Source organism: Oceanicaulis sp., from assembly GCF_051859625.1.
GTDB lineage: Bacteria > Pseudomonadota > Alphaproteobacteria > Caulobacterales > Maricaulaceae > Oceanicaulis.
The window spans coordinates 1,042,937-1,061,718 of record NZ_JBHYFH010000001.1 but is presented as its reverse complement, the minus strand read 5'-3'; the positions used below and the strand labels follow the sequence as shown (position 1 = coordinate 1,061,718).

Below are 18,782 nucleotides of genomic sequence, written 5' to 3'. Positions count from 1 at the left end.
AGAAATACTCGTCCTTTCCGTCAGGCGCTGCGCAACGCATCGTCCGCCCGAAGGGGGGAGCGAACGGACGATGCGTGCGCTGGGGCGGCGCCATCACACGCCCAAGCCCGTCGGATGTCCATCATGTCGCCGAAAACGGCTGCAGCGGTCGGCCAGCGTCCGGCGCCCTTGCCTTGCAGGGTGCAGACTTCGCCATTGGCCAGGGTGAGCAAGAAGCGGTTCTCTTCATTGCGGGCGCCCGCCAGCGGGTGGTCCTGAGGGACGGCGCGGACCTGAATCTCGGCGTCCACAACCCCGCCTGCGCCCAGCTTGCACTGGCCGATCTGCTTATAGACCTGCCCGTTGGCCAGCGCCTCTTGCGCCTGCTCGGCGGAAACCTCGCTCAGTGATTGTTTGGCGATCTTTTCGGGCGGCAAAGTCACGCCGAACGCCTCGCGGATCAGAATGGACAGCTTGTCCGCCGCGTCATGGCCGTCCACATCCGCGCTGGGATCAGCTTCAGCGAACCCCATGCGCTGGGCGGCGGCGACCGCATCTTCGAAAGCGACGCCCTGACCGAGCTGGTCGAGGATGAAATTGCCGGTGCCGTTCATGACGCCTTCCACCGCGACCACGCCCTGCTCCTTGAGGTCGGACAGGCGCTCGAGCACGACGACGCCGCCCCCGACGGAGGCCGAGAACATCAGCTGCGCTCCGCTTTTTCGAGCGGCGTCATGCAGGGCGTCATAATGTTTGGCGACCGCGGCCTTGTTGGCGGTGACCACATGCTGCCCGTTGCGCAGGGGAGGCAGCATCAATTCAGCGGGGCCGTCGGCGCCGCCGGTCATTTCCACCACCAGATCTGGGTCCCCTGCGAGGGCGGAATGCGGATCGGAGGTGAAGACCGCGCGGCGATCATCGGCGCGCGAGCCGACATTGCGCACCAGCACCGGGTTCAGCTCGAACAATTCAGGATGGCTCAGCACATGGTCGAGCACGCCCGACCCCACGGCGCCGCAGCCCAGAAGCGCCACTTTCATCGGGCCGCGATGACGCGGACGACCGATCACAGAGGGGCCCGAGGCGATGCGGGTGGCTTCACGCGCGCCCATGGCGGCGACTTCAACCACCAGATTGGCGGCTTTGGCCGCTTCGATCGCCTTGGGCTGGATCAGGCCGCGGCTGGCGTCCATCGCCTGATCGTAATCGAGCGCGTCATAACGCTGGGCATGCGGGTCTTTCGCCGGATCATCGGTGTAGACGCCGTCCACATCCTTGATCAGCCGCACCCGGTTTGCGCCCGCCTTCACAGCGAAGAACACCGCCGTCAAATCCGTGCCGCCCCGACCCAGCGTTGCGGCGCCATGTTCTGAATGGCAGGCGGTGAAGCCGGGGAGAACAACCGCGTCGGCCTCCGCCAGCGCTGCGGCCATGGCGTCCTTATCGAGCTCGCTGAGGTTGGAATCCATGGGATCTCCCTCCGCCATCAGCCCGATCTCGTGCGGGTCGAGCACCTTGGCGCGCAGGCCCAGCCGCGACAGCGCCAGCCCCATGAGCGCGGCGGACCGGAACTCGCCCAATCGCGCCAGACGCGCGGTGATGTGGGGGAAGGCGCCGCCGCCATTGGCGTCAGCCTGGGCCAGAAGGGTGTCGGTTTCCCCTTTCAGCGCAGACACGATCACGATGGTTTTTTCCCCCGCCCGGACATGGCGATAGATCTCTGCGCCAGCAGCGGCGTAGTCCTCTTCCGATGTCAGCACGGAGCCGCCGAATTTGAGGACGCACAAGCCTTTGGGGGCGGGGGAGGCGTTAAGCTGGGGATCCATCGGATCAGTCCTTTTTCAGTCGTTGGGTCGTGGCGGCTGGTTTGAGGCATGAAAAAACCCGCTCGCCGGTTTCGGGGAGCGGGTTGGTGTGGGGTTGAATGTTTCGCGTGTGTCGCGCTCAGCCCGTACCGTCCCGCCCTCGAGTAAGGGTGGTGGTAATGGTGATAATGGTGGTGGTGAGCGCGGTGGAGGTGAGGCAAGCGCCAGTGATCGCGGCGGTCGCCACGGTCATTCCGGCTTCAAGCTGGACCTGCGATGTGCGGGTCATTTTCATCTCCACAGTGTGCTGCATCTGCGCAGCATCGACCTTACCCTGACCGGCTTTTCCACACCCCGTCAACCGGGGCTATGTGGCTCAAAAACCACAAAATGTGTCCAGACAAATAAAAAACATCATTTATCTTGTTGATATATATAGGGGAATATTTTTCTCAAGTTGTTCGGACATTTTGGTGTTGCGCAACGCAGCATTTCCGCCGTACGGTTTTTGCACAGCCCGGCGAGACGAAAGCAGTCGCATCGCCGGTCACTTTTCGCGTGCCGTTTCACCCGACAAACCGGGCGGGCGGCGCAAGTTGAAACCGGGAGACAGCGCCATGCGCGACGTGAAGACCCAGACCCTGACCCAGGACGCTCAGCGTATCGCTGCGCTGACCGGCTCGGTCGTCCTTCTTGTCGTCGTACTCCTTATTACCACCCTCGGTGGAGCGGCGGCGCCTGTCTGACGGAGTTTCAAACCTCAGACCCAAGCAACCCCCGCTCCACACCGGAGCGGGGGTTTTTCTTTGCCTAAACCTTGAACGCCAAACCCGAGCCAGCCTCAAACGCTACGGAAAGACCAAACCCCATGACCCGCATCTACACCGACGACGACGCCAATGCAGACGCTTTGAAACCCGGCTCCATCGCCATTATCGGCTATGGCAGTCAGGGGCGCGCCCATGCCCGGAACCTGCGCGATTCCGGCCAGCAGGTGATCGTGGGCGCCCGCCCGGGCGGCAAGGCCGAGGCCAAGGCCAAGGATGACGGGTTTGAGGTTTTCACCCCCGCTGAAGCCGCCAAGAAAGCCAGCTTTGTGGCGCTCCTCACCCCCGATATGAGCCATAAGGACGTGTATGAGTGCGATATCGCCGCGCAGCTTTCGCCCGGCGATACGCTGATGGTGGCGCACGGCTTCTCGATCCATTACGGCCAGATCCGTCCGCGCACCGATATCGACGTGGTGCTGGTCGCGCCCAAAGGGCCGGGCGATCTGGTGCGCCGCGAGTTTGAGATCGGACGCGGCGTCCCCTCCCTGTTCGCCATCCACCAGGACGCCTCGGGCAAGGCGCGCGACAAGGCGCTGGCCTATTGCAAGAGCAATGGCGGCACCGCCGGGGGCGCGATCGAGACCACTTTGGCTGAAGAGACCGAAACCGATCTGTTCGGCGAGCAGGCGGTGCTGTGCGGCGGCGCGTCCGAACTGGTCGCAGCCGGGTATCAGACCCTGGTGGATGCAGGCTATCAGCCTGAAATCGCTTACTTTGAATGCCTGCACGAGCTCAAGCTGATCGTGGATCTCATGTATGAGGGCGGCATTTCGCGCATGCATGACTTCATCTCCGAGACCGCCAAATATGGCGATCTGGTCTCTGGGCCGCGCGTCATAAATGACGAGACCAAAGAGCGGATGCGCGAAGTGCTGACCGACATCCAGACGGGCAAGTTCGCCCGCGACTGGATCCTGGAGAACCAGGCCGGCAAGCCGCAATACGACGCCTTGCTGCGCGCCGATCTGGAGCAGGACATCGAGAAAACCGGCGCCCGTCTGCGCGCTCGCATGGCCTGGCTGCAACCCGGCGCCAACGCCGGCCAAGCCTAGCGCGGATCGCAGGAGCACGCTCATGACCGCCCAGCCTCAAACCGCACCCGCCCAAAACCGGACCCGCACCGGCGCCCATCTGGTCGTCGAGGCGCTACGGGCTGAGGGCGTCACCAAGGTGTTCGGCTATCCCGGCGGCGCGATCATGCCCGTCTATGACGCCCTGCCGGGCTCGGGGCTGGAGCATGTTCTGGTGCGCCATGAGCAAGCGGCGGCGCTGGCGGCGGACGCGTACGCCCGGGTGTCGGGCGAGGTGGGCGTGTGCCTGGCCACCTCCGGCCCCGGCGCGACCAATCTGGTGACCGGAATCGCCAATGCGTTTCTGGATTCAGTGCCCATGGTGGCGATCACCGGCCAGGTGGCGACGCCCTTGATGGGCACGGACGCCTTCCAGGAGATCGACGTTTTCGGCGTCACCTTGCCGATCGTGAAACACTCTTTCCTGGTACGGGATGCGGCCGACATCCCCAAAATCTTCGCCGAAGCTTTCGAGCTGGCGAAGCGCGGGCGGCCCGGACCGGTTCTGATTGACTTGCCAAAAGACGTCACACAGGCGTCTGCGGCGTTCCCCTCGGTGGATCAGACGGTTCGGGCCCCTGCCAGAGGCGTGCCTTCAGACCCGGCAAGCATGGCGCAGGCGGAAGCCCTGATCGCCCAGGCCGAGCGGCCCGTCCTGTATATCGGCGGCGGCGTGTCCCTGGCCAAGGCGGAAGACGCCTTGCGGCGGTTTTTCGCGCGGACGCAAATCCCGGCGGTGGCGACCTTGAAGGGTCTGGGCGCTCTGCCCACTGAAACGCCGGGCTTTCTGGGCATGCTGGGCATGCACGGCACGAAAGCGGCCAATCTGGCGGTGAATGAAAGCGATCTGCTGATCTGTGTCGGCGCGCGGTTTGATGACCGCGCGACCGGCAAGCTCGACACGTTCGCGCCCCAGGCCCGGATCGTTCACTTTGACGCCGACCCGTCTGAAATCTCCAAACTGCGCGATGCGGATGTGGGGCTGACCGGCGATCTGGCCGAAACGCTGGACCGGATGGAGCCTGGCGTTCTGAGCATCGCCCCCTGGCGGCAACGCTGTTCAGAAGCCGCCGAGCGCTGGGCCATGCGCTATGACGCGCCGGGCTCGGGCATCTATGCGCCCAAGCTTTTGAAAGACATCTCCGAGCAGGCGGGCGACAAGGCCATCATCACGTGTGATGTGGGCCAGCACCAGATGTGGGTCGCCCAGCATTGCCGTTTCTCACGTCCGCAAGCGCATCTGACGAGCGCCGGTCTGGGGACGATGGGCTATGGCCTGCCGGCCGGCATCGGCGCCTTGATGGCGGAACCGGACGCCACGGTGATCACCGTGTCGGGCGATGGCTCGATCATGATGAACATCCATGAGCTGGCGACCCTGCGCCGCTACCGCCTGCCGCTGAAGATCGTGCTGCTGGACAATTCCCAGCTGGGCATGGTGCGGCAATGGCAGGAGCTGTTTTACGACGAGAATTTCTCCGAGGTGGATCTCTTTGACAATCCCGATTTCGCCGCCGTGGCGCGCGCCTTCGGTGTTGAAGCCTTCACCCTGGACCGCCGCGAGGACGCGCCCGCCGCGATTGACCGGCTGCTGAGCACGAACGGGCCGATCCTGTGCCATGTGCGCATCGACCCGCGTGAAAATGTCTGGCCGCTGGTGCCGCCGGGCAAATCCAATGCTGACATGATGGAGGCCTGATCCATGACAGACCGGATCGAGATCGAATTCCGCCCCAGTGAAGGCGCGATCCTGCGTCTGATCGGGCTCGTCGAACGTCGCGGCTTTGAAGTCCGGGGCGTCGATCTGCCCCAGATGCCGACCGCTGGCGACGCGCGCATGGACCTGACCGTGACGCCGCGTGATGCGGGTCGCAAGATGAACACGCTGTGCGCCCAGATCGCCAAGGTTTACGGCGTCCACGCCGTGCGCTCGGCCTCGATGGCGCCTGCGTTTGAGGCTGTGTCATGACCCGTCAGATCACGATTTTCGACACCACGTTGAGAGATGGCGAGCAAGCGCCGGGCTTTTCCATGTCCGAAGCGGGAAAGCTGAGCGTCGCTCGCGCTTTGCAGGCCTTGAAAGTGGACGTGATCGAAGCGGGTTTCGCCGCAGCGAGCCCGGGCGATTTCAAGGCGGTCGAGCGGATCGGCCAGGAGATTGAAGGCCCGGCCATCTGTTCCTTGGCGCGCACCACGCCGGGCGATATCGACGCCGCGGCGCGGGCGCTGAAGAACGCGCCGAACAAGCGCTTGCACATCTTTCTGGGGACGAGCCCGCTGCATCGCGAGTTCAAGCTGAACATGACCCCGGATGAGGTTCTGACCCGCATCAAGGACATGGTCGAGCTGGCGCGGACGCATTTTGATGATGTGGAGTTCTCCGCCGAGGACGCCATCCGCACCGAGCGGGGCTTTCTGGTCGAAGCGCTGTCCATCGCCGCAGAAGCGGGCGCGAAGACGCTGAACGTGCCCGACACCGTCGGCTATTCCACGCCGGACGAGATCTACCAGCTGTTCAAGCACCTGACGGAGAAGGTCTCCAAGGCGAACGAGGTGATTTTCTCCGCCCATTGCCATGACGATCTGGGCATGGCGGTCGCAAACTCCCTGGCCGCGGTGCGTGGCGGCGCGCGGCAGATCGAGTGCACGGTGAACGGCATTGGTGAGCGGGCGGGCAATTGCGCGCTGGAGGACGCCGTTATGGCGATCCGCACCCGCCGCGATGTCTTCAGCCTGACCACAAATGTCGACAGCCGCCAGATCATGGCCGCCAGCCGCGCGCTGAGCAAAGCCACAAACACCCATCCGCCCCGCAACAAGGCCATCGTCGGCGCGAACGCCTTCGCCCATGAATCCGGCATTCATCAGCATGGCGTTCTGAAAAACCGTGAAACCTACGAGATCATGAAACCCGAAGATGTGGGGCTCAGCTCCAACCAGATCGTGCTGGGCAAGCACTCTGGAAAACACGCTCTGGCCGCCCGCGCGAAAGAGCTGGGCTGGAGCCTGGAGGGTGAACGCCTGCAAGCCGCATTCGACGCCTTCAAGGCGCTGGCGGACGAGATCGGCCTGGTGGATTCCGGCCAGCTGTCTGCGCTGCTGGAGCGGCTGGAAAGCGGGGCGCAAGGCGATGCCGAATTGTGGACGTTGAAGCGGATCGACATCCGCTCGCCGCTGTCGCCCAAGGATCATCCGGTGGCCCGTATTGAGATGGACCATGGCCGCCGCGGTCAGGTGACCGACATCGCCAGCGCGCCCGGCGCTCTGGATGCGGCCTATCGCGCCGTCAGCCAGATCATGGAGACCCCCGCGCGAGTCGAGGACATCGAGATGCAATACGTGGCCGCCGACGCCCATGACGCCGGCGATGACGGGCAAGGCGCGGACGTGCTGGTCGACCTCAAGGCCGATGTCGGGGGCGAAGTGTTCTCCGGCCGCGCCCGCGCCCGCGACATCATTCCCGCCTGCGTCTCCGCCTATATCGACGCGCTCAATAACGCCTGCGCCGTGCGTCGCCGACGCAACGCCAATGCACATGCCGCCTGAAGGACTTAATACTCATGTCGATCCAACAAGTTGATCATATCTGGCGCAATGGCGCGCTGATTCCGTGGGCGGATGCGCAGGTGCATGTTCTGTCGCACGCCCTGCATTACGGCACCTCTTTCTTCGAGGGCATCCGCAGCTATGACACGCCGTCTGGTCCTGTGGTGTTTCGCCTGACCGACCATGTGAAGCGCCTGGTGGATTCCGCCCGGATCTATTCTGTTGATCTGCCGTACAGCCCCGCCGAGCTGGCCGAGGCCTGCAAACAGGTGCTGCGCGCCAACAAGCTGGGCTCGGCCTATCTGCGGCCGGTCAGCTTTATCGGCTATGGCTCGATCGGCGTCGTGCCCGCCAAGGACACCCCGATCGACACCTATATCGCGGCCTTCCCCTGGGGCGCGTATCTGGGTGAAGAGGCCCGCACCAAGGGCGTGGATGTCTGCGTGTCGAGCTGGAACCGGATGGCGCCGAACACCGCGCCGACGGCGGCCAAGGCCGGCGGCAATTATCTGTCGAGCTATCTGATCAGCCGCGAAGCCAAATCGCGCGGTTACGCCGAAGGCATCGGTCTGGATGTGGACGGGCGTCTGTCGGAAGGGGCGGGCGAGAACCTGTTCCTGGTCAAGGACGGCAAGCTGATGACGCCGCCCGCCAGCTCTTCGATCCTGCAAGGCATCACCCGTGACAGCGTGATCCGGCTGGCGAAACGCGAAGGCCTCGAAGTGATCGAGCAGGCCCTGCCGCGCGAGATGCTTTATCTGTGCGACGAGGCGTTTTTCACCGGCACCGCCGCTGAAGTCACCCCGATCCGCTCGGTCGATGACAAGACCACCCGCGCCGCTGGCGCTGGGCCGATCACGCGCCTGATCATGGATCGCTTTTTCGGACTGTTTGAAGGCCGCACCCAGGATGACTGGGGCTGGCTGGAGCCTGTTCACGCCCAAGCTGAGGAGACTGGTCATGAAAACGCCGTCGCCGTCTGACGCTTCACCCAAAACCCTGTTCGAGAAGGTCTGGGAGACCCACCAGATCCAGGCTGAGACCGATGCGGCGCCGGCGCTGGTTTATATCGACCTGCACCTCATCCACGAGGTGACGAGCCCGCAAGCCTTCACAGCGCTCGAGCAGCGCGGCCTGACGGTGCGCCGCCCCGACCGGGTGTTCGGCACGCTGGACCATTCCACGCCGACCACGCCGCGCACGCCGGGCTCCAAGCCGATCTACATCAATGCAGCGGCGAAAAAGCAGGTGGAGACGCTCGAGGATAATTGCCGCCGCCATGGCATTCGCCTGGCGGGTTGGGACAGTCCTGATCGCGGCATCGTCCATGTCATCGGGCCGGAGCTGGGTCTGACCCAGCCGGGCATGACCATTGTCTGCGGCGACAGCCACACCTCCACTCATGGCGCGTTCGGCGCTTTGGCGTTCGGCATCGGCACCACCGAAGTGGGCCATGTGCTGGCGACGCAGGCGCTGTTGCAATCCAAGCCCAAGACCATGCGCGTCACCGTGGATGGGCGCTTGCCCCATGGGGTGGGCGGCAAGGATCTGATCCTCGCCATCATCGCAGAGCTGGGCGCCGGCGGCGCGTCGGGACATGTGATCGAATACGCCGGCGAAGCCATTGAAGCGCTGTCGATGGAAGAGCGGATGACGGTCTGCAACATGTCCATCGAAGCGGGCGCCCGCGCGGGCATGATCGCGCCGGACGCCACCACCTTCGCATGGCTGGAAGGCCGCAAACACGCCCCCAAGGGCGCGGCCTTTGAAGCGGCGAAGCAGCGCTGGTCTCAGCTGAAATCTGATCCCGACGCAAAATTCGACGCCGAAGTGCATCTGGACGGATCGAAACTCGCCCCCATGGTCACCTGGGGCGACAGCCCGGACATGGCGGCGCCGATTGACGCCTCTATCCCCCGCGCCCCCGAAGGCCCCGCCGCCGAGGCGCTCGCCTATATGGGGTTCAAGGCCGGGGAAGCGCTGATGGGTGAAACCATCGACGCGGTCTTTATCGGCTCCTGCACCAATGCGCGTTTGTCTGATCTGCGCGAGGCGGCGGCGGTCATCGCCGGCCGTCATGTCAAACCGGGCGTGCGCATGCTGGTCGTGCCGGGCTCTGAAGCGGTGAAACGCCAGGCGGAGGCTGAAGGGCTCGACGCGATTTTCCGCACCGCAGGCGCAGACTGGCGCGAGCCGGGCTGTTCCATGTGCATCGCCATGAACGGTGATACCGGACTGTCGGGCGAGCGCATCGTCTCCACCTCGAACCGCAACTTCGCCGGCCGTCAGGGTCGTGGCGTGCGCACCATTCTGGCGAGCCCGGCCACGGCGGCCGCCTCCGCCATCGCCGGCGCCATCGCCGATCCGCGCCGTATCCTGGAGGCGTCTCATGCTCAATGAACCCATTACCAAGGTCACCTCACGCAGTTTCGTGATCAAGGACGCCAATGTGGACACCGACCAGATCATTCCGGCTCGGTTTCTGACCACCACCGAACGCGGCGCGCTGGGCGAGGCGTGTTTTCATGACTGGCGCTTCACCGCCGACGGCGCGCCCACTGATCACCCGCTCAATCAGGTGAACCGCGATGAGCAGCGCATCCTGATCGCGGGGGATAATTTCGGCTGCGGCTCCTCGCGCGAACACGCGCCCTGGGCCCTGCGGGATTTCGGCGTGGACGTCGTGATCACGTCGCGCGCCGCGGACATCTTCAAGTCCAACGCGCTGAAGAACGGCCTTGTGGTTTGCGAGATCGACGAGGCGGCCCATGCCGCTTTGCTCGACCGTGAAGACCTTGAAGTGACCGTGGACGTGGTCAATCAGACCGTGACGGCGGGCAATATCACCGCCAGCTTCAAGCTCGATCCGTTCGCACGCACCTGCCTGATCGAGGGCGTGGATCCCTTGGGCTTCATCCTCAACCAGTCTGACGCCATTGCTCGCTTTGAGCAGGAGACCGCGGCATGAGCCAGTCCATCCTGATCCTGCCCGGCGACGGCATCGGCCCGGAAGTCGCGGCGGCGGCGAAGGCCTGCTTGCAAGCGGTCGCCAAGCTTGAAGGGCTGGAATTCACCTTTTCCGAAGCCCCGTTCGGCGGGGCGGGAATCGATGCCTGCGGCGAGCCCTTGCCCGAAGACACGCTGAAAGCGGCTGAGGCGGCGGACGCGATCTTCCTGGGCGCTGTGGGCGGACCTCAATGGGATCACGCGCCGAAACGCCCTGAACAGGGCCTTCTGGGTTTGCGCAAGGCGTTGGGCCTGTTCGCGAATTTGCGTCCGGTGAAAGTCTTCAAAGGGCTCGAGCATCTGTCGCCGCTCAAGGAAGACCGGGTTGCGGGCGCGGATGTGCTGATCGTTCGGGAGCTGACAGGCGGGCTGTATTTTGGCGAGAAGCGCGAAGGCGATGAGGACGCCTTTGACGGGTGTTCCTATTCGCGGGCGGAAGTCAGCCGCATCGCCGAGATCGGTTTCAAGGCCGCGCAAGGCCGCAAAGGCAAGCTTACCAGCGTGGACAAGGCCAATGTGCTCGCCACCTCGCGGCTGTGGCGCAAGACGGTGAATGATCTTTCCAGTCAGTACCCTGATGTGACGGTCGACCATCTGTATGTGGACGCCGCCGCCATGGCGCTGGTCACGCACCCCGCGCGCTTTGACGTCATCGTCACTGAAAATCTGTTTGGCGATATCCTGTCTGATGAAGCCGCCGTGGTGGCGGGCTCAATCGGGCTTCTGGGTTCAGCGTCTCTGGGCGCCTCGGGGCCGGGCCTGTTTGAACCGATCCATGGCAGTGCGCCGGACATCGCCGGGCAGGACAAGGCCAATCCGTCCGGCGCCATCGCCAGCGCGGCGATGCTGCTGCGCTATGGGTTGAACCAGCCCAAGGCGGCGGACCGTCTGGAGGCGGCGCTGGAATCGGCTTTGCAGCACGAGGAGCGTACGGCGGATCTGGGCGGGACGGCCAAAGGCTCAGCCTTTGCGCATTCCGTCCTCGCTCATATCCATAAGGAACAGGTGATGGAGCCGGCGCAATAAGCCGGCTCTAATCCGCCTGCCGGCGCGCGACCCGCTTTTTGATGAAGTCCCAATAGCGGATCGGGAAGACCCGCTCCATGATCGCCAGCGTGTGGGCGTCGCGGCCCACCAGCACGCGCGGGCGGCGACGCTCGACGCCGCGCAGGATGATCTCGGCGGCCTCTGGCGGCGGCATGACCAGGCCTTCCTTGGCCATTTTCTTCACCGCTTTCAGCTCGGCCTCGGTCATGTCGGCGGGCTTTTTCGCATCCTCGGCGATGCGGGTGTTCACTCCGCCCGGATGGATGGTCGTCACCCCGATGGAGGTGCCTTCAAGCTCGTGCATCAAGGCGTTTGAAAAGCCGCGCACGGCGAACTTGGCCGAGGAATAGGCGGTCTGGCCCGCGGGCGCGACAATGCCGAAAATCGACGAGACATTGACCAGCTGGGCGGTGTCGGCCTGCTGCATCAGGGGCAGGAAGGCGCGGGTCATGCGCACCACGCCATAGAAATTGATGTCGATCAGCCATTCAAAATCATCGTCGGTGACCCGGTCGAACGTTCCGCCCAGCGCCACGCCTGCATTGTTGAACAAGGCATGCACGGCGCCATGCTCGGCCTCGACCGCTTTGGCGAAGTCGGCGATCTGGGCTTTGTCGGCCACATCCACCTTATGGGTGGTCACCTTGATTTCATTACTTTTCAGGGCGTCCGCCACCTCAGCCAGGCGATCCTCCTGAATATCGGCCAGCGCCAGATTGGCGCCGCGCGCGGCCAGAGCTGCGGCGAGGGCCGCGCCAATGCCGCTGCCGGCGCCGGTGATGACCGCTGTGCGGCCTTTGAAATCGAGCGGTTGGGTCATGCTCTCCCCTTTGGATTTTTATTGCCGGATCGAATGTGAACGCTGTTCACTCCGGGATTTGCCGCAGGATTTCAGAGTTTTTCGCCCCTGTCCATTCTGACCGTTCAGGGTGCGGCGCTGAGTCTGACTTGTCACCGAAATCAAATGCGATCACATTTGAATACACACAATAATTATAGGGAGGCGTTCACATGGTTACGCTGGAAAAAGTGCGTCGGGATGCGCCCTGGGCCTGGATCAAGGGCGCGATCGACGACATGGCCGCCGCCCCGTTTCTGTCCATCGGCTATGGCGTGGTGTTCACCGTCATTGGGCTCGCCATTACGGTCGGGCTCTGGTCACTAGGCCAGGGTGCGGTCGTGCCGGTGATGATGGGCGGTTTTGCGCTGGTGGCGCCCGCCTCGGCCATCGGCATTTACCGGATCAGCCAGATGCGCGACCAGGGCAAGACGCCGGGCCTGTGGGATTTCTGGTCGATTCCCAAGGGACGCTTCACCCAGCTCGCTCTGCTCAGCGTTCTGATGCTGGTCTTCTTCCTCACCTGGGCGCGGCTGGCGCAGATGATGTTCGCGCTGTTCACGCATGAGGCTGACTTTCGCCTCGACAGCTTCCTGCCCTTCCTGTTCACCGATGTGCAGGGTGTGATGCTGATGGTGATCGGAACCCTGGTCGGCGCCGCTCTGGCGCTGGTGGCGTTCATGATCTCCGCGCTGTCCTTCCCCATGATGGTGGATCAGGACGTAGACGCCGTGACTGCGGTCGTCGCCTCGATCAAGGCGGTGAAGGATCAGCCTGACGTGATGCTGGTCTGGGCGTGGCTCATCGCCTTCGCGACCGGGGCGGGCCTTGCCTTGTTCGGCATCGGCATCGCCATCACCTTCCCGCTGATCGCCCACGCCAGCTGGCGCGCGTACAAGGATTTCAATCCGCGACCCTCGCCGAGCGCCAAGGAAGTGGAAGCGCGGTTGGCGGAGAAGAACCAGACCTGAAGGCTCACGCTGAGCGCAAAGAAAAGCCCCGGCTCTCTGGCCGGGGCTTTTTGTTGGCTTGAACGAGAGCTAGCGCTCGTCGTCATCCACAATGGGGCCGTCATCATCAATGAGGATGCGTTCGGCGGCGCCGTCGAGGTCATCGTACTGACCTGACTTCATCGCCCAGAAAAACCCGAGAAGGCCCATGGCGCCGAGCACCAGGGCGGCAGGGATCAGCCAGAGTAAAGCGGTCATGCGCGCCAGAGCCTCAATGCGTTGGCCATCACCACGAGCGAGCTGGCGGACATGGCGATGGCGGCCACAAGCGGCGTGACCAGACCAAACACCGCCAGCGGCACGGCGATGACGTTATAGATGTTGGCGAGCGCGAAGTTTTCCATCATTCGCGCCCGCGCCGATTTGGCGATGTCTATGGCGCGCGGCAGCGCCGCCAGACGGTCGCCCTGAATGACCAGATCCGCCGCCGAGCGGGAAATATCCGCCGCCGAACCCATGGAGACCGACACATGCGCTGCAGCGAGCGCGGGGGCGTCATTGATGCCGTCACCCACCATGATCGGGTTCTCGCCCGCCTCCTTCAGCGCGTTGATCCGGTCGATCTTGCCTTGGGGTTTCAACCCCGCCTGATAGCGGTCAAGGCCGAGCGCACGGGCGGCGGCGGCCACCGGCGCCTCACGGTCGCCGGACAAGAGTTCAATCGGCAGGTCATGGGCCTTGAGGCCCGAAATCGCGGCGGAGGCGTCCGCCCGCAAACTGTCTGAAAACACGAACCGCACGGGCGCTTCGCCCTCCACCAGAAGCCAGGCTTCCAGAACGGACGGGTCCGTATCCTGGCTCTGTTTTTCAAGGCCAAGCCAGGCGGCGGACCCAAACTGGATCACCGCGCCATCGGCCGTGCCCGTCAGTCCGCCGCCCGCGATTTCCTGAAGGTCATCCGCCAGCGGGCCCGGCCCGGCGGCGTCCGCCAGAGCGCGCGAGATCGGATGGCGTGATCCGCGCGCCAGACGGGCGGCGAGATTGAGCGCGCGCGGCGAAATCTCGTCTGCATTGATCAATGTGGGGCGCCCCAGCGTCAGCGTGCCGGTCTTGTCAAAGACCACCGATTTCGCTTCGGCCAGCCGTTCCAAAGCGTCGCCGGATTTGAGCAAGACACCTTCGCCATAAAGACGGCCTGACGCCACCACCTGCACCGCCGGGGTCACCAGCGCCAGCGCGCACGGGCAGGTGATGATCAGCACCGCGATGGAATTCATCACCGCGTCATGGACATCACCGGTGATCGCAAGCCAGCCGACCAGCGTGATCAGCGCCATGGCGAACACGCCCGGCACATAGGCGCGCGCGGCCTTGTCGGCATAGCGCACATAGCGCGAGCGACCCTGTTCGCCGGCTTCGACGAGACGTGAGATTTCCGCCAGCAGGGAATCGTCGCGCGCGGCGCGGGCCTTCACCGTCAGCGGCGCGTTGAGATTGATCATGCCTGAATAGACCAGCGCGCCAGGCTCCAGCGTCTGAGGCTGGGTCTCGCCGGTGACGAGGGCCGCGTCCACATCGCCGCGGCCTTCGATCACCTCGCCATCCACCGGCAGGCGGTCGCCGGGCGCAATGCGCAGCAGGTCGCCGGGACGCACATCGCGGGCGGGAATGGCTTTGATGGCGCCATCGGGTTCGATGCGGTGCGCGATGCGGGCCTGCAGCGCCGCCAGATCGCGCGCCGCCTGTCCGGCGCGGGCGCGCAGGCGCACATCCAGAAACCGTCCGATCAGCAGGAAAAAGAGCAGCATGACCGCGGCGTCGAAATACGCGGCCCCATGCCCAAGCGCCGTCTCGTAGATGGATAATCCGCACGCCAGCAGCACCGCCAGCGAGATCGGCAGATCCATGTTCACCGTCCGGGCGCGCAGTCCGGTCAAGGCGTTCTTGAAGAACGGCCAACCTGAATAGGCGACGGCGGGCAGGGCGATCAGGCCGGAGATCCAGTGCATCAGGGTGACGGTGGCCAGACTCATCTCGCCTTCGCCTGCCCAGACCGAGATCGACAGCAGCATCACATTGGCCGAGGCGAAGCCCGCCACGCCCAGAGCGCGCAGCAGGCGTTTTTCCTCGTCAGACCTGGGATCGTCCGCCGTTTCAGGCTGATAGGGCTTGGCGCGATATCCCAGATAATCAAGCCGGTGGACGATCTCCTCGGCTGTGCTGTCAGGGCCTGTGAAACTCACCGCCAGACGTCCGGTCGAGAGGTTCAGCCGGGCGCGCTTGACGCCGTCCATCTTTTGCAGCCCGTCCTCGATCTTGACGATGCAGGCGGCGCAATGGGCCCCTTCGACGGCGAGGTCGATGGCTTTACTGTCATCGGTCTGGCGTACGAAGGCGGTGATCTCGTCGCCAGATGCGGAAGACGCGTCGCCGAACGCCGAGCTTGGGGCGTTGATAGCGGGCTCTAGCGACGCCACAGCTCGCGCTCCAGCACGAACGGGGCGTCCGCGTCGACGGCTTCGGCGTGCAGCGTCCAGCTTCCCAGCGGCAAATCCTCGACCGGGGCGGAATAGACGCCCGGCCGGGCTTCGCTGAACACCAAAACATGATCGAGATCGGTGCTGGCGGGGTGACGCAGAACGCCGTCCAGCGCCAGCCCCATGACGGGCGCGTCCTCGGCGTCGGTGACGCGGATCAGCACCCGGTCCTCGGCCAGATTGACCGCCGCCGTCCAGCCAAGCGCCGCCTGGGCGCGACGCTGGGCGATGATGTCGTTGTATTCCAGACCCTGCACATAGGAGCGGCGCTGGTCTTCACCGGGGAAGGAGCGCATGGCGAGGGTGATGAACACCGTATTCACCCCGATGATGACCGAGAAGAACATGATCATCGCCGCCAGCACGTGCCAGCCCTTGATGCGGAAGCCCGGAGCGGCTTCGGTCGCTGAAAGGTCGGTCATCGGGTTTCTCCGGTCTGGAAGGCGGAGCGGGTCTGCGCCTGCTCGCCGGTCTCGGTATCTGTGACGATAAAGGTCAAGGCTTCAGACGGCGCATCCACCGCGTCACGCGGCAAGGTGACATAGAGCCTGAAATCCTGCGTCTGGTCCGCGCCGACTTCAAGCTGACGCGATGTCTCATCCGCGCCCAGCACCCGTACGCTCATGGCGGGATCGCCCTCAATCGTCAGTTCATAGGTGCGCGGCTGGCTCGACTTGTTCAGAACCGTCAGCGTGTAGCCGTTGCGCACAGCGCCGTCTGACAGACGCACATAGTTCGGATTGCGATCGCGTGAGGCGTTCAACTCCAGAACCGAGCGGTTCATCAGGCCGAACAGCATGATGCCGCTCACCGCCGCCAGCAGAACAGCGTACAGCACGGTGCGCGGGCGAATGAAGCGATAGCGCGGTTTCTCGTCGCGCGCGCGGCGCTCCACATTGTCCTGGCTGTCATAGGAGATCAGGCCTTTTGGGCGTCCGATCTTGCCCATGATGTCGTCGCAGGCGTCGATGCACAGCGCGCAATTGATGCATTCCAGCTGGTCGCCGTCGCGAATGTCGATGCCCATGGGGCAGGCGGCGACGCAGGCCTTGCAGTCGATGCAATCGCCGCGGCCTTCCCAGCTTTCGCCCTTCTTGTGACGGCCGCGCGGCTCGCCGCGATCGACGCGATAGGTGACGCTCAGCGCTTCCTTGTCGATCAGGGCGCCCTGAATGCGCGGCCAGGGGCACATATAGGTGCAGACCTGCTCACGCATGGAGCCGGCGAGGATATAGGTGGTGAAAGTCAAGACCGCGAAGAAGATGTAGCTCGTCAAGGCAGCCTGGCCGGTGACGAAATTGTTCACGACCGCAAACGCGTCGTGGAAATACAGGATCCACGCGCCGCCCGTGGCCGCTGCGATCAGGATCCACACCGCGTGCTTGGCGATTTTGCGCCAGGCCTTGTTCAGGCTCCAGTCGGCGCGGTTGAGCATGATGCGTTTGTTGCGGTCGCCTTCAAACAGGCGCTCGACCGCGATGAACAGATCAGTCCAGACGGTCTGCGGGCAGGCATAGCCGCACCAGACCCGGCCAAACAGCGCGGTCACCAGGAACAGGGCCAGCGCCGACAGGATCAGCAAGCCCGTGATGTAATAGACTTCCTGGGGCCAGATTTCGATGAAGAAGAAGTAGAAGCGGGCGTTGGCGAAATCCACCAGCACCGCCTGATCGGGCGCGCCCGGACCACGGTCCCAGCGCAGGAAGGGCGTGATGTAATACGCAGCCAGCGCCAGGGCCATGAAGACCCATTTGCTGAAGCGGAACTTGCCGTGCACCAGCTTGGGGTGGATCGGTTCGCGTTTCTTGTAGAGCTCGCGTGAATGAGCGGCGTTGACCGCGACCGCATCATGGGCTTCCACCCCTTCTGCGGCCTGTTCCCGGTCTGCGGGACGGTTTTTAATTAGATTCATAGCCTTTTCCGGCTTTCAGCCGTTGTTCGGACGGTTGCGCCACCTGGCTCGCCCCAGTGTAGCCAGATGGCGCAATATCGTCAGACTTGTGGCGCGTGAGACCGTCCTAGCGGCCCGCCGCGTCCAGCGTGTCCATGGCGTCGGCCGCACTGGCCTCGGTGTAAGCCCCATCGCTTTCACCGCCGCCCAAGAGATAGACATAGGCGGCCAGCGCCGTGATCACTTCTTCATCCAGACGCCCTTCCCAGGCTGGCATCATGCCGTAGGGACCGCGCCAGATCGTGTTGGAGATCTGCTCACGCGTGCCGCCATAAAGCCATTCCTGGTCGGTCAGGTTGGGCGCGCCCTGCATGCGGTCGCCCATGCCGTTGGGGCCATGGCAGGCCGAGCACTGGAATTCGAAGATTTCAGCGCCGGTGGTCTGGCCCGCCTCGGTGGGTTCGATCATGTCAGACAGGGTCATGACGTAATCGGTGACCGCCGAGATTTCCTCACGGCTCAAGAGCTCGTCGCGGCCATAGGCCGGCATTTGCGAGAAGCGGGTGTCGGGATTGTTCTCCCAGCGAATGCCCACATGCAGGGTGTGACGGATATCGTCGAACGAACCGCCCCACAGCCACACATCGTCATTGAGGTTGGGATAGCCGATAAAGCCCTGACCGCCCGCGCCGTGACAGGTGGCGCAGTTGTCGCCGAACGCCGATGAGCCTGCGGCCAGCGCAAAGTTCAACAGGTCCGGATCCGCTTCAATGGCGCTGATGCCGCCCGTGTCCGCCGCCTCGGTGAGACGGGTGAACATCGGCGCGCGGCTTTCTTCAAGCTCGGCGATCGCCACGGCCACATTGGCGCGTTCAGAGTGATCGCGGACGCCGCGCAAATGGCCGTCCATGCCCGGCAGGCCCGGCCAGGACGGCATGAAGACCCAATAGATCACCGACCAGACGATCGAGGCGTAAAACACCCACACCCACCAACGCGGCAGCGGGTTGTCCAGCTCCTTGATGCCATCCCATTCATGGCCCGTCGTGTCCACGCCGCTATAGGCGTCGACGTCTTTCTTGTGCTCGTCAGACATGAGTGTCCTCCGTGTCCGAGGCGGCCGCCGGGCGTGCGTCGTCTTCAAGCGGCACGCGCGCGGCGTCGTCAAATTTATCCTGATTTTTCGGCCAGAGGGCGTAGACCAGCACCGTGGCGAAAATCACCACGAAGCCGATCAGCCCCCAGGTCTGTGCGAAGCTTGACAGCATTTCGTACATGACGAC

Annotated in this window: 19 protein-coding genes; 10 read left to right on the top strand and 9 right to left on the bottom strand. The window is 64.1% G+C overall.

Annotation, left to right across the window (positions count from 1 at the left end; all coding sequences use genetic code 11):
- Window positions 1-20 precede the first annotated feature (20 nt).
- The gene (locus ACTIGF_RS05090; protein WP_439635836.1) at window positions 21-1,805 is read right to left on the bottom strand and encodes a homoserine dehydrogenase; all 1,785 of its coding nucleotides are present in this window, start codon (window positions 1,803-1,805) and stop codon (window positions 21-23) included.
- Window positions 1,806-1,923: 118 nt separating this feature from the next.
- Window positions 1,924-2,097, bottom strand: a complete 174-nt coding sequence (locus ACTIGF_RS05085) for a hypothetical protein (protein WP_439635835.1) — start codon at window positions 2,095-2,097, stop codon at window positions 1,924-1,926.
- Between the two features lie 304 nt (window positions 2,098-2,401).
- On the opposite strand from ACTIGF_RS05085, the gene ACTIGF_RS05080 reads away from it, so the two are divergent.
- From ACTIGF_RS05080 to leuB, 9 genes are all read left to right on the top strand, one after another.
- Complete coding sequence (locus tag ACTIGF_RS05080; RefSeq protein ID WP_439635834.1) at window positions 2,402-2,530, top strand: hypothetical protein; 129 nt, start codon at window positions 2,402-2,404, stop codon at window positions 2,528-2,530.
- 122 nt (window positions 2,531-2,652) lie between these two features.
- Window positions 2,653-3,666: a ketol-acid reductoisomerase gene (ilvC, locus tag ACTIGF_RS05075; protein ID WP_439635833.1), complete on the top strand. Its 1,014-nt coding sequence runs from the start codon at window positions 2,653-2,655 to the stop codon at window positions 3,664-3,666.
- Window positions 3,667-3,688: 22 nt separating this feature from the next.
- Window positions 3,689-5,383, top strand: coding sequence for an acetolactate synthase 2 catalytic subunit (gene ilvG / locus ACTIGF_RS05070; protein ID WP_439635832.1), 1,695 nt, complete (start codon window positions 3,689-3,691; stop codon window positions 5,381-5,383).
- Between the two features lie 3 nt (window positions 5,384-5,386).
- Complete coding sequence (locus ACTIGF_RS05065; protein WP_439635831.1) at window positions 5,387-5,653, top strand: ACT domain-containing protein; 267 nt, start codon at window positions 5,387-5,389, stop codon at window positions 5,651-5,653.
- Window positions 5,650-7,230: a 2-isopropylmalate synthase gene (locus tag ACTIGF_RS05060; protein WP_439635830.1), complete on the top strand. Its 1,581-nt coding sequence runs from the start codon at window positions 5,650-5,652 to the stop codon at window positions 7,228-7,230. Before ACTIGF_RS05065 ends, ACTIGF_RS05060 begins: the two co-directional genes overlap by 4 nt.
- A 14-nt stretch (window positions 7,231-7,244) precedes the next feature.
- Window positions 7,245-8,213, top strand: coding sequence for a branched-chain amino acid transaminase (locus tag ACTIGF_RS05055; protein ID WP_439635829.1), 969 nt, complete (start codon window positions 7,245-7,247; stop codon window positions 8,211-8,213).
- Window positions 8,191-9,630: a 3-isopropylmalate dehydratase large subunit gene (gene leuC, locus ACTIGF_RS05050; protein ID WP_439635828.1), complete on the top strand. Its 1,440-nt coding sequence runs from the start codon at window positions 8,191-8,193 to the stop codon at window positions 9,628-9,630. The genes ACTIGF_RS05055 and leuC overlap by 23 nt, the downstream gene beginning before the upstream one ends.
- Window positions 9,620-10,198: a 3-isopropylmalate dehydratase small subunit gene (gene leuD, locus ACTIGF_RS05045; RefSeq protein ID WP_439635827.1), complete on the top strand. Its 579-nt coding sequence runs from the start codon at window positions 9,620-9,622 to the stop codon at window positions 10,196-10,198. The genes leuC and leuD overlap by 11 nt, the downstream gene beginning before the upstream one ends.
- Entirely contained in the window at window positions 10,195-11,262 is a 1,068-nt protein-coding gene (gene leuB, locus ACTIGF_RS05040) for a 3-isopropylmalate dehydrogenase (protein ID WP_439635826.1), read from the top strand. Before leuD ends, leuB begins: the two co-directional genes overlap by 4 nt.
- A 7-nt stretch (window positions 11,263-11,269) precedes the next feature.
- Here the strand turns inward: leuB and ACTIGF_RS05035 are convergent, their stop codons facing one another.
- Window positions 11,270-12,103 (bottom strand): SDR family NAD(P)-dependent oxidoreductase, encoded by an 834-nt coding sequence (locus ACTIGF_RS05035; protein ID WP_439635825.1) that lies wholly within the window; start codon window positions 12,101-12,103, stop codon window positions 11,270-11,272.
- Between the two features lie 191 nt (window positions 12,104-12,294).
- Between ACTIGF_RS05035 and ACTIGF_RS05030 the strand changes: the two genes are divergently transcribed.
- Entirely contained in the window at window positions 12,295-13,092 is a 798-nt protein-coding gene (locus tag ACTIGF_RS05030; protein WP_439635824.1) for a DUF2189 domain-containing protein, read from the top strand.
- Window positions 13,093-13,161: 69 nt separating this feature from the next.
- Here the strand turns inward: ACTIGF_RS05030 and ccoS are convergent, their stop codons facing one another.
- The 6 genes from ccoS to ACTIGF_RS05000 all read right to left on the bottom strand — a co-directional run bounded on the left by ccoS (window position 13,162) and on the right by ACTIGF_RS05000 (window position 18,776).
- Complete coding sequence (gene ccoS / locus ACTIGF_RS05025) at window positions 13,162-13,329, bottom strand: cbb3-type cytochrome oxidase assembly protein CcoS (protein WP_420331740.1); 168 nt, start codon at window positions 13,327-13,329, stop codon at window positions 13,162-13,164.
- Complete coding sequence (locus ACTIGF_RS05020) at window positions 13,326-15,548, bottom strand: heavy metal translocating P-type ATPase (protein WP_439635823.1); 2,223 nt, start codon at window positions 15,546-15,548, stop codon at window positions 13,326-13,328. The genes ccoS and ACTIGF_RS05020 overlap by 4 nt, the downstream gene beginning before the upstream one ends.
- Complete coding sequence (locus tag ACTIGF_RS05015; protein ID WP_439635822.1) at window positions 15,536-16,030, bottom strand: FixH family protein; 495 nt, start codon at window positions 16,028-16,030, stop codon at window positions 15,536-15,538. The genes ACTIGF_RS05020 and ACTIGF_RS05015 overlap by 13 nt, the downstream gene beginning before the upstream one ends.
- Window positions 16,027-17,520 carry a cytochrome c oxidase accessory protein CcoG gene (gene ccoG, locus ACTIGF_RS05010; RefSeq protein WP_439635821.1) on the bottom strand — a complete coding sequence of 498 codons (1,494 nt, stop codon included), beginning with the start codon at window positions 17,518-17,520 and terminating at the stop codon, window positions 16,027-16,029. Before ccoG ends, ACTIGF_RS05015 begins: the two co-directional genes overlap by 4 nt.
- 106 nt (window positions 17,521-17,626) lie before the next feature.
- Window positions 17,627-18,595: a cytochrome-c oxidase, cbb3-type subunit III gene (ccoP, locus tag ACTIGF_RS05005; RefSeq protein WP_439635820.1), complete on the bottom strand. Its 969-nt coding sequence runs from the start codon at window positions 18,593-18,595 to the stop codon at window positions 17,627-17,629.
- Window positions 18,588-18,776: a cbb3-type cytochrome c oxidase subunit 3 gene (locus ACTIGF_RS05000; protein WP_439635819.1), complete on the bottom strand. Its 189-nt coding sequence runs from the start codon at window positions 18,774-18,776 to the stop codon at window positions 18,588-18,590. The genes ccoP and ACTIGF_RS05000 overlap by 8 nt, the downstream gene beginning before the upstream one ends.
- Window positions 18,777-18,782: the final 6 nt, after the last annotated feature.